At 34.9% G+C, this 10,913-nt stretch carries 9 protein-coding genes; 1 reads left to right on the top strand and 8 read right to left on the bottom strand.

The features are described from left to right. Positions 1-230: 230 nt before the first annotated feature. From KO511_RS00045 to KO511_RS00010, 8 genes are all read right to left on the bottom strand, one after another. Positions 231-1,586 carry a hypothetical protein gene (locus tag KO511_RS00045; protein ID WP_215985485.1) on the bottom strand — a complete coding sequence of 452 codons (1,356 nt, stop codon included), beginning with the start codon at positions 1,584-1,586 and terminating at the stop codon, positions 231-233. Further along, positions 1,583-2,515 (bottom strand): membrane protein insertase YidC, encoded by a 933-nt coding sequence (gene yidC, locus KO511_RS00040; protein ID WP_215985484.1) that lies wholly within the window; start codon positions 2,513-2,515, stop codon positions 1,583-1,585. The genes KO511_RS00045 and yidC overlap by 4 nt, the downstream gene beginning before the upstream one ends. A gap of 131 nt (positions 2,516-2,646) precedes the next feature. Beyond that, the gene (locus tag KO511_RS00035; protein WP_215985483.1) at positions 2,647-4,395 is read right to left on the bottom strand and encodes an LTA synthase family protein; all 1,749 of its coding nucleotides are present in this window, start codon (positions 4,393-4,395) and stop codon (positions 2,647-2,649) included. Further along, entirely contained in the window at positions 4,392-5,513 is a 1,122-nt protein-coding gene (locus KO511_RS00030) for a CDP-glycerol glycerophosphotransferase family protein (RefSeq protein ID WP_215985482.1), read from the bottom strand. The genes KO511_RS00035 and KO511_RS00030 overlap by 4 nt, the downstream gene beginning before the upstream one ends. 5 nt (positions 5,514-5,518) lie before the next feature. After that, positions 5,519-6,298, bottom strand: coding sequence for a sugar phosphate nucleotidyltransferase (locus KO511_RS00025; protein ID WP_215985481.1), 780 nt, complete (start codon positions 6,296-6,298; stop codon positions 5,519-5,521). Further along, the gene (locus KO511_RS00020; protein WP_215985480.1) at positions 6,295-6,924 is read right to left on the bottom strand and encodes a gamma-glutamyl-gamma-aminobutyrate hydrolase family protein; all 630 of its coding nucleotides are present in this window, start codon (positions 6,922-6,924) and stop codon (positions 6,295-6,297) included. Before KO511_RS00020 ends, KO511_RS00025 begins: the two co-directional genes overlap by 4 nt. Beyond that, entirely contained in the window at positions 6,924-9,914 is a 2,991-nt protein-coding gene (locus KO511_RS00015; protein ID WP_215985479.1) for a PEP-utilizing enzyme, read from the bottom strand. Before KO511_RS00015 ends, KO511_RS00020 begins: the two co-directional genes overlap by 1 nt. Then, on the bottom strand, positions 9,911-10,123 hold the full coding sequence (locus KO511_RS00010; protein WP_215985478.1) for a hypothetical protein: 213 nt from the start codon (positions 10,121-10,123) through the stop codon (positions 9,911-9,913). Before KO511_RS00010 ends, KO511_RS00015 begins: the two co-directional genes overlap by 4 nt. Before the next feature lie 549 nt (positions 10,124-10,672). Between KO511_RS00010 and KO511_RS00005 the strand changes: the two genes are divergently transcribed. After that, positions 10,673-10,913: hypothetical protein (locus KO511_RS00005; RefSeq protein ID WP_215985477.1), on the top strand; the 241-nt coding region annotated here is incomplete at its 3' end.

Below are 10,913 nucleotides of genomic sequence, written 5' to 3'. Positions count from 1 at the left end.
CGTTTGCAACAGATAGAGGTATAGTGTTTTTCTTCGGACCATCATGCAATATCTGCCTCATAGACATAGAAGCTTTATCATATAAAGAAAATGGTTTCTCCTAGGCTGATTGAGTTCCATTAAATTACGAAACACAGCCTCGTAGACTTGAATTTATTACTGGTTCTAGGAGATTAAAATGCAAAATTTATGTCGTGCTTACCAGCTACACATAAAAGAGTTCGCTAACCTTAGACTTTCGGTATAAATAGCCTTTCTAACACTTTAGATTTAATTTCTTCATGCATAAAATGAAAAGTAATCCCCCTACTATGATCTTGCTGATATGAAGTTACTTTACTTAAATTTCCGTCAATACTATTCACAAATTCTCGAAGAGAGAAGGCCCTCACCCACGGATCTACAAATGCATAAATTAGGCGGTATAGGCTTTTAGTATCCTTAATACTGTCTAAATTTTCAAAGCGTACACTTGGGAGCCAATAAGAAGCAATAAGATCTCCAGTATCTATTCCTTCAGACATATAGAAAACCGAAGCAGACATTCGATCATGCATAAGCTGAGACCATAACGCACAATCTGCACCTCGTAGATAAGGTAAGTAGCCAGGATGAACATGAAGTAGCTTTACTCCATTGATACTTAACATTTCTGAAGGAACAATACCACCACCAGTAAATAGGAAGTGCCCTGCTTTTTCTATATTTAACATATCTAATAAATTAGGGTCTTTTAAATCTGAAATCAATACTGACTCAACACAATCAGAATAAAATGACAAAGGAAAATTTTTATTTGCGCCTTTAACTAAATCTTCTGTAACTCCCCAATTTATCTCCAGTTCTGTTAATATTCCTGAAATAGTTTTTGTGCTTTTTTTTAAGTAATTCTGGGCCCAGTAATGTATCTGCTTTCTTTGCTTATATGAAGAATAATTAGTCCTAAAGAATTTTGGCAGGCATCGGCCTACAGGTTTTTTAGTAATTAAATCGTACTGAGAAACTAACTCAATAATTTTTTTTGGGCGATAACCTAAAGATTTTAAAACCTCTAAGTAGGCACGTGCAATTGGACCTTCATAAAATAACACTGTCAAGTCTAATATTTTATGATTTTTAATTTTTACTCGACTCATTCCATAATATGATTTGTTTTGATAAGTTACTTTTTTAAGTGGAGAATTGATTAATTCATTAATTACATCTAAATCAGACAAATCTATATGCTCAAGTCTATCAGAAATTTTAAAAATTAAATTTATTTGCTTTATCATCAAAGAATATGGCAAGGACTTGCAATAATATTCCACGAATAATATATTAGTAAAAAGTAGAACTTCAAGACTATTATCACAGATACATATAGAAGTAGATGGCTTCATTTTTTTGTCATAACCACAATAAATCCTACCACTCACATCAAACTTAAAATTAATTTTATTCAATACATAATTATTAATATCCCTTCTTTCTATTACTTGATTTGCAACATTTAATATTTCTTTCTCAGTGTTAAAAAAATATCCACTTTCATTCTTGGTCGTATATCTTGATATAGATTCTTTCAGTTTATTTAATATAGTCATCTTCCAACTATCCCTTTAATTATCGTATTGGAGAAATGTAAAATATTAGCCATTGTCCAATATAGGACCATTACTGCAGGAAAAGGGTAAAAAACAACCAAAAATAGAAGTGCAATAATATATAACTTGGTTTTTGCTATTTTAGTTTCATACTCTGTTAAATACTGATTATTATAAAAAAAGGCCGATAGAATAGCAATTAATGTCATAAAAACTGGCAACAAATTAAAATCCTGACCCAAAAATGGGACATTGGTTGCTAGTAAGAAAATAGCATCAGGATAAGCAAGATCGTCAAACCATGCAAATGACTGACTATGGAATTGGGGCATCTGAGCTAAAACATTAAAAATAGATATCAAAATAGGGATTTTAACAAACAATCCTAGCATTGGTTTCAATGTATAGAAAGGAGTTACTCCGTTAATTCTATACTCCTGCATTATTTTGTTATGAGCATCTTCTCCATCATAGTTTCTTTTTATTTCTTTTAAGGTAGGCTTCAATTTTGAGCTGATTAGGTTAACATTTTCTTGTATCTTATCTACTAAAATATTTACCGGATATAAAGTAAAATTAACCAATATAGAAAAAAAAATGACCGTCCAACCCCATGATATATCCAAATTTTTTTTTATTTTATTTATAATGTATTCAATAGAATAAGAAAGGTATTTAAAAGGCATCCATAGGTGAGAATAAGAAACCACATCATAAATATCGGGATTTTCATTATAAAAATTATAAATATCCTTATAATGCCCAAGCTTAGCCAATAATGACAAATTATTTTTATTAATACAAAAGCTGTTAATAGACTTACGACTTACTGTGGAGACCTTATTATAACTAATTATATACGCATGGGTTATTTTTTTATTTGAGCAATCAATGTTAGATAATGAAAGTTGACCATCGTCAGTTTGCACAACCACCTTTAACTCATCGAGGTATCCAGCCAACCCCGAAAATTCTCTAGATCCTTCACTAAATGAGCTTGTAGAGAAAAATATAAAAAATATAAAAAATATAAACCTTAACATACTAAAAAATTATCGCCTTATTCTGATAAGTTGATTTCATCAGCATTCTTCATTGCTTGGAGTAAAGTCACATTTCGACTTTGTACCTTTATTGATAGGTGTTCAGTATATTCGAAGCTAGATTTCTCATCCTTTACAACGTAAAGATAATACGGAGAATCAAAATCCATATCTTTCTTTGTGAGATTTACACCACCAAAATCACTACAGCCTAACTCTGGAGTTATCTCTTCACATAATGTTTTTGCGATATCGTTGAGAAGAACCAATTCACCTCGATAGTTGATTTTATCGTTTGAATAATTTATAGGCTTTATCATCAAAAAAGGATGATATCTATTGAATCCCCAATATTTATGATTGTTAATCTTAATTTTGTTAGGTGACTTGCTAAAATAACTAGCTGGCTCACCGTGATCAGATTTAAATATTAAAAATGAGTTGTTATATATTTTCAATTTCTTTAATTTATTTATAAAACCAATAACTTTAGTGATTGCACATTGGGTTTGTCCATATAAACCTTTCTCATTTTGATGGTTGTCAAACCAAAGCTTCTTATTACTTTTGTATGAGCAACTGGCATCAAAGTCTACAGGGAAATGACTAAACACAAAGTGTAAATATCTCAGGCTTACTTTTTTATCTCCCACAGTAAGGTTATTTACATAGTTATCAAAGCTATTAATGTTAGCAATGTTTTTCTTATCCCAACTTGCACCTTTATGGCTATCAAGTGCGACAACTAGGGAGTACTCATCTCGGCTCGTACCAATAACTAATTTTTTTAAATATGAATTATGGCCTAGAATTTTATGACCAATATTTTTAAGTATATTTAATGTATAAGAAGAAAATACTCTAACAAAAGGATATTTTAGGAAATCATAAGTGTCAGATTTCATTTGCTGAGAATCAATAATTGTTGTCGGGCTAATTTTTTTTAGTGATTCTATATTGGAATAACCGAATGCATAGCTGTCATCAATATTTCTTGGAAGTATTTTTTCTTCTATAGGAAGAGTTTTTAATTTATTTTTTACCTCATCTATAGTACTTCCAAGAGATTTATAGTCTTGAATACCATATATATCGCCTATTAATGATGCTGTAGTTGCAGGTGATTGAGACACAGCGTTTTCAAAGACAGTAAAGTCTTTTAGGCTCTCGCTAAGCTCATCATCATTTTTTAAAACCTCAGAGAAAACACTTCCAGGTATACCATCTAAGCCTATTACAAATACATTATTCTTATTGGAAACTATAAAAGGCTTATCAGACTCAGTATTTTCCATACTTTTATAAATAGCATAGGAAGATGATAACATACTTGAAAAAATTATTGCCGCTACAATAAAATCTATGTTTTTTTGATGTTTTGTGAGTCGTAATGAGGCATATAGTACTGAAAAAAACAATACAAATAAAACATTATTTATATTTATAGGCACTTCTTCTGGACTTAACATGCCAGCGCTTATTGATACAGGGAAAAATAGTCCTGCTACAAATATCCATCCGAATAATAAACTATTAAGCCATAATACAACCTTTTCTATTTTTAAGTATATAGATAATAACTTAACAATAGTTAATATAATACCAATCACTATAGATAACGTAATTATTGTTCTAAGCAGAGCATCATAACTAATAAATCTATAATCATCAGGGCTATTGGCCATCATAAAAATAGATACACAAATCATAATGGTAGTAGTATATAGTACATATTTTAAAATCATTGCAGGAGGAGTTTTACTCATATTTGGCCTTGCCTAGTTTTCACTTTTTCAATTATGAAATCACTGCCTATTTCATTAGAATTACTTACGTTAAAAACAAAGTCACCTACACAAAATTCATTTATTATATTAATATTAGAATAAACTTCGTTAACACTCCCTACTCTTATACCTATAATGTTTCTTATGCTACTTTCAAGGGGAACAAGATGTAGCTCTTCCCATTTTTCATTATTTATTTTTTGAGGGCTATCAAAAAATATAACTGGTTTTTTTAGCCCAAGAGCATAATCAAGGGCAGCTCCTGACCAATCACTAATCATAACATCTGACTCATGCAAAGAGTCTTGTCCAGCTACATTTCTCTCAAAAGAAAACAGGTCATTGCATTTGAACATTTCAAGAATTTTATAAACTTCTTCTTTAGCAAATTTGATAGTTTGAGGATGCGGCCTTAAGGTTACTTTATTCCCTTCATTCAATAGTTTTTCAATCAGTTCATAACCTAAACCTGACTCAATAATGCAATTTTTACCCCAGCTAGGAGCTATAAGGTAATGCTGTTTCTCGTTACTTTCGGTCTGTTTTTTTAGCCGTTTATTCGATTCATTAATGATATCATCTAGTCTTGCGTAGCCATGTTCTACTAAATCTTTAGCAGGTAGATTGTACTTCTTCTCCATTGACCTAATTTCTTGAACATGATGTGGTCCCGCGCAAAATATTGTGTCAAAGAAGTCGAATGCGCCAAAACGATACACAGAATGCAGGCTAACTAAGGAATGCTGTACATAGATATAGTGGACGGGATAAATTGAGCGCTTTATTTGATATTGATGTAAGTCCGGCATGGTCATAACCATTACATCAGTATCTATATTTTCAAATAGCCAATTGCGAACAAAACCTTCATCTGTCAAAAAGGCATGCAAACGAGGGTGAGCTATATTATAACCCGGATCGTCTTCGCTCGAAGAAATATAGCAGACTTCAAGATGCGATTTTTCAAGTATTTTGAGGACTAAGCCTTTTAAATGAGGCCAATAATTTTCTCCCTCGCTATAAAAGATTAGTCTGCGTTTATTTTTTTCCAGTTGTGTTAAAGAAATGGCATCGCGAATACACCTAAAGAACGTCATTCCCTTTATACCTTATAAAACTTGTCTAGCTCACCATTTTGAGCCATTTTTTCATAGCATTTTAAGTCATCAACAGAATCAACTTCCAACCAACCATTATTAACAATCGCAGCTCCAACGTTCCAATCGCTATCAATAAGAGATTGAAGAAACGTAGTCATATCCATATGGTTAAAATCTTTCCCTTCATAAATGGCAAAACGATCAAGAGCATTATAGAACTTAATAAACGAATTGATTTTGTCCGCTCTAACTTTTATTAAACCAGTATACTGCCCTTGGATTTGTTCATACGATGTAGGCTTTCGCCCCAACTCTCGGATATAGCCATATTCATTAAAGAGTAGTGTCTCAGCATCATCCAGTGGGTCATCTAAGCGCAGAGCCCATAGATCACGCCAAGACTTATCAATCATTAGTCCGATTTCATCCTCATTGTCCAATAAGGTATCTAAGTTGTTTTTTTGATAGACGATGTCACCATAGCAGATTAGTAAATCTTGTTCACAATCCTCAAAGTATGCACGAGCACTAAAAAGGCTTTCTACCATGTTGGTTTGTTCAAAACGATTGTTAATACTTGTGCCATGTCCAAGATGTTCAAGCTGTTTATGGCAATAGCCAGTCACAATGTGAATCTCATTTATACCTGCTGCATTCAGAACTTCTATTTGATGCTGAATGAGAGGCTTCCCCATTAGTGATACTAAGCATTTGGGTTTATTGTTGGTCAGTGGTCTCAATCTGGTGCCTTGACCTGCTGCAAGAATAATTGCTCTAGTCAAAACAAATATCTCTTTATTAAATTAAACGTTAAATCATCGCCTAAAGGGTGGCGCTCTGGATGCCACATTATTCCAAGTATGGGTAAATCGAGATGGATAAATGCCTCAATATTATCTTCATAGTCTTTGGCTAAAGGCATTAACTCACTAGCGATATCATTGTAACCAATGCCCCAAGAGTGGTAACTGTTAACCCTTCTTGGAAGTTCTACATTCTGTTCACTACATGGGACTAAAGAGTGGTTGGTTGCAACATGCTCTGCAACTCGTTTGAGCTTTCCTCCAAAGAATTTATTAATAAATTGCATACCACGGCAAACTCCAAGAACGGGGATATTGTTCTTAATGGCATAATCAAGTAGCTTGGTTTCAAAAAGATCACGTTCAGGTGCTATATCAGAGTTTTGATCACATAAAAAGCTCAAACTATTACCACCACTAAAAATGACAATGTCTAGGCTTAATCGGGTTAGCAGTGGGTCGATGTAGGTGCCGTCATTCGCAAGAGGAATCATGACCGCATTTAATTTTTCACAAACTCCCTGCCACGCTTGATCTAAACTGTCACGCCTTTCTCGGCAATCCTGAATTACATCTACTCGTTGAGTTATTCCAATAAATTTCATCAGCCAATCTCTCGAATAAGATGGTTGGCACAATCGATTTCGACGTACTTTGTTCCCATTAGTTTCTCATAAAGTTTATCCCCTACACCTATAGCTGCTGGTAATCCTAATTCTGCTGCCCGTATCGCCATATGAGAATTTGCACCACCGTACTGAGTTATTAATCCAAGAATACTGTGGCTAAATAACCAGTCGTAACCAGGATCCGCTTGGGGAATAAGAATAATTTTCCCTTGTAACAACTTTACATCATGCTCGGAAAAAGAATGTACGACCTCACCGAAAACGCTCTCTGAACCAATATAGTTTGGTTGTGACATAAACTTCTCAAAGCAGTAAAAATCTGATTCCGATTGGATAACCTGTGGAAGTTCAACAATTTTGGTCAAAAGGTGCTCAGATTTCCTTTGTTCGATCAACTGAAGAATTGTGTCTTTAGAAATCATATTAAGCTTTACTTTTTCAAGGTCAGAAAAATGCAGATAAGACAGCTGTTCACGTCTGAGACCATAGCTATCTGCCCAATCGCAACAAAGATCCAAGGCCTTGCTCAAATTCTTAGTAAATTCAAATTTGACTTTTTCGCGAGCTTTTATAGCTGATTGAAAATAGTTCATAATCTCAGAAACTGAAAAGCTCATTCCTAGCTGGGAAATCACGTCTTGCATCCCTATTGACTCAGCCTCTGTTAAAAGAAAATGGTCCTTTTCATTATTCTTACAATCATCGAACTTCATATATTGCTCGGGTTGCTCCCAATATGCAGGCATTGTGACTTCATAAGTTCCTGGGCGGAGATGACCATATAACTCAATCAATTTGTCTTGAGTTAACTTACCTGTCTTCCTGTCATACTTGTGGTGCTTTAACTCTCCAGTAACAGTATCAATACTATTTTGAAATTGCAGGAGCCTTCTTTTCGTTAGAACTTTTTCTTGCACTAGTGCGTTAAGAAAGGTCATAGCGACAAAACCAGCACGAGCGGCATGTGAAAAGGCTAAAGTACCGTACTTTTTGCAATCACTAAGCAATGCCATTACTTTATCTATATGATTCATCTCAGAATCAATAATCGATGTTCGACGTAAAGCCAGTTTCTCAACGCTTTTAATGTCATCATCTAATCTCAATAATGCCATAGTAGTCAGCTCTTTTAAGGACTCGACAAAATGCAGTAATTCAGTTTCTGTAAGTGTACCTATTCTGAAGCGACTATTGATTTTTTGTGACAGATTTGGCGTCCAAACGGTAAAGGCGACTTCAAACTCAATCTTGTCATGCCATTGGGGGTTATTTGACAAAATATATAAATACTCATTCACTATTTTTTTAGCTATGGAATCATTTAAATTAGCTGGAATAAAAGAGTTAAGGCTAGCACGTACATCAACGTAAGGATGACCAGAAAAAGAAACTATCAATGGAGCCGGTCTTACATCTCGATAGCCAAACTCAACTCGTTGCTGGGCCCAAACATCATTAGTAATAAGCTCTTGATATAGGCTGAACGCAAGCGGTTTAGGACGGGTACCAATTATCTCCGCAGGGTTCCAATCCGGCATATTTGCAAAAATAGCAAGGTTACCTTCGATAAAAGGAGATGGTGCCTGTAATTCTTGGAAGCGTTTAATATCAGCGGTAATACTTGAGCAAATCCTATTAGCATCAACATCATAGATATCATGATTAACCACAACAGGGCGTACCTGAAATACATGTACCTGATCCGCATGATCAATTGCGAATTCGATATCAAGTTTGTCGTAAGAAAGAATGGCTTCCAACTCTTGAGCAGCTTCTAATACAGAGCTCAGCTCAGGAGCGACTGAAGAGATGGCGGAAGTTTTAAGTTTACTAACAATGACGGTTCGTAACTCAGCGCCTTCTCCAGATGTGACTGACTCTGTAGAACCAGTCACATCATCAAAATTGAATCGATAATATGGTGCGCCTGATTCCAGAGAACAGGTAAAAAGTACACCTGATAATTTAATATTCTCAATACACTCTTGTACTAATACTTGGTCAAAACAGTTTGCCTTGCTTCGATATGATGAAACGACAGTATTAATCGCATTGAGAATCGATTCAGTCTCCTGAGCATTAACACCTAATATACTATCAAACCTTCCAGCATTAGAGGATTGCCAGTTATCCTCGGATTTTGAGCTGCTGCGAATCACTACTTTTTTGTCTTGGAAAGTAAAAGCAATTTGTTGAATTAATCCAGATGGCGTATCTGACCATTGAAGAGTGCTGAATGAAACCTGCTTACCAATTTGACTTTTGCTAACTAAAGACTCTAAACGCGCTAGTGTGTCAGCTTTTGTACCAAGAAGAAAATGCGTTATGTCCCTTGGAGAGTTTAGCTCAGCCCATTCTCCATTTAGATCAAAAATCTTAAATGTTAGGCCGTATTCTTTAAATAATGGTACGAGATCGAGAAGATTTTGGCCAAGCCTTTCAAGCCTACCTTTGCTTTTTAAAAATCTTAACAGGCGGAGTGCCTTAGCATTGAAATAACATAAACCGCTGAACTCGTGTTCTTGGCTGCCCACATTAATTTTTTCTGCGATCGCAATGTCTGCAGCACTACGATCAGAATAGCGAATTTGCCATTGACTATCAGTAGCAAATACGACATCAGTATCGTACTCAATTAGCCTTTGAATACTATGTCTTCTGAATAACGTATCACTATAAGATACAATTGCGGACTCGCCAGAAAACGGAGCATGAAAGAATGTGTATAGTGAGTTCTTGTGCTGCCATTGAGGGACTGCAAGATAGTTTAATTCTGGGTACTCTCCCGCAATTTCCTCGATATGGTACCCACCAAGGAAATAAATATTGAGAGGTTTTACAACCTCTTTAAAGCTATCTAATTGTATATCGAGAACACGAAAATTTGCTGCTATATTCTTAAGTGCTGATGGCTTTTTACCGTAAGCAGGACGTCCAGCCCCCAAAAAATACAACTCGATACTCATTTGTTTTGTTCGCTTTCTTGGTCTGCTTTTTCTGCTTTGGATTTAGCAAAAAGACCTTTTAACTTATACCAGTAAGTTTTAATAGTAATGCCAATTGCGACAAAAATACCGACAATTGCAGACATGATCGCGCTCCCTGAGCCTGGATCAATGTATGCAAAAACAGGTGTCGAACAAAATAATGCTAATAAACTAATATATTTTTTCATGGTAGAACCCATTCATGAACTTTAAAACTAGCGCAAAGCTTCACTGTTAGTCATCAAAACCATCAATGGAACTGATAGCATGATCAAAGAAACTTAATCATTTAACTTAAAAATCATTAAGTTAATGCATGTGCATATCCTCAAGTGAACCCAAACCATTATGCATTAGTTTTCTTATATTCCATTGAGTTTTTTCCGGAAATTGCGACATAAGTTCTTTCGTTGAAAAAGTACATGGTAGATGCTCCGAGTTTAGCCTTATAAAATCGACTTGCTTTATCAGTACGTATTAAGTGTTCAGCATGAAAGCCCTACTAACGAACCTCCCATCAATATTCAGTGGAGGCTAAGCAGCCAATGTATCTAAAATAGGTATCTAACGAGACACGCTCTATCTTGGCAATTCGTAGCTATCAAAATACCTTCGCGATACCTACATCAAGTGTGACTTTTTAGACCTAGAATGAAAGATTATGTATATTTTCTATACTTTATATCAGGCCTCGAGCATAATATATTAAGTCTTAAACCCCTACTTAAGCAGAAAAGTTGGGCGTTCACACCTTACTGACAAACAAGGGCTTTGTCAGCGATTACGCTGGCGATATTGATTTGAAAGCTAAATTAGTGGCATGGGAGAATTTTTACAGCCATCACAAGCTCATAAGGATTGAAAGGGAAAACATCATATTAGGCCCTCATAGAGAAAATTATGCTCTAAAATTTGCCGTCAACCAAAGTGTGGAATCACAGAAACCTCTCCTCCTTGTCCAACTACTTCACGCACATG

Origin of the sequence: Vibrio hepatarius (assembly GCF_018860525.1) — a bacterium.
In the GTDB taxonomy this organism is placed as follows: Bacteria; Pseudomonadota; Gammaproteobacteria; order Enterobacterales; family Vibrionaceae; genus Vibrio; species Vibrio hepatarius_B.
The sequence above is the reverse complement of the archived record's forward strand: the minus strand, read 5'-3'. Positions and strand labels throughout refer to the sequence as shown.

What these genes read in the sequence shown, in the direction of transcription:
- KO511_RS00030 (WP_215985482.1), bottom strand. Translation starts at nt 5,513, where the DNA reads ATGACGTTCTTTAGGTGTATTCGCGATGCCATTTCTTTAACACAACTG.
- KO511_RS00010 (WP_215985478.1), bottom strand. Translation starts at nt 10,123, where the DNA reads ATGAAAAAATATATTAGTTTATTAGCATTATTTTGTTCGACACCTGTT.
- KO511_RS00045 (WP_215985485.1), bottom strand. Translation starts at nt 1,586, where the DNA reads ATGACTATATTAAATAAACTGAAAGAATCTATATCAAGATATACGACC.
- KO511_RS00035 (WP_215985483.1), bottom strand. Translation starts at nt 4,395, where the DNA reads ATGAGTAAAACTCCTCCTGCAATGATTTTAAAATATGTACTATATACT.
- KO511_RS00020 (WP_215985480.1), bottom strand. Translation starts at nt 6,924, where the DNA reads ATGAAATTTATTGGAATAACTCAACGAGTAGATGTAATTCAGGATTGC.
- KO511_RS00015 (WP_215985479.1), bottom strand. Translation starts at nt 9,914, where the DNA reads ATGAGTATCGAGTTGTATTTTTTGGGGGCTGGACGTCCTGCTTACGGT.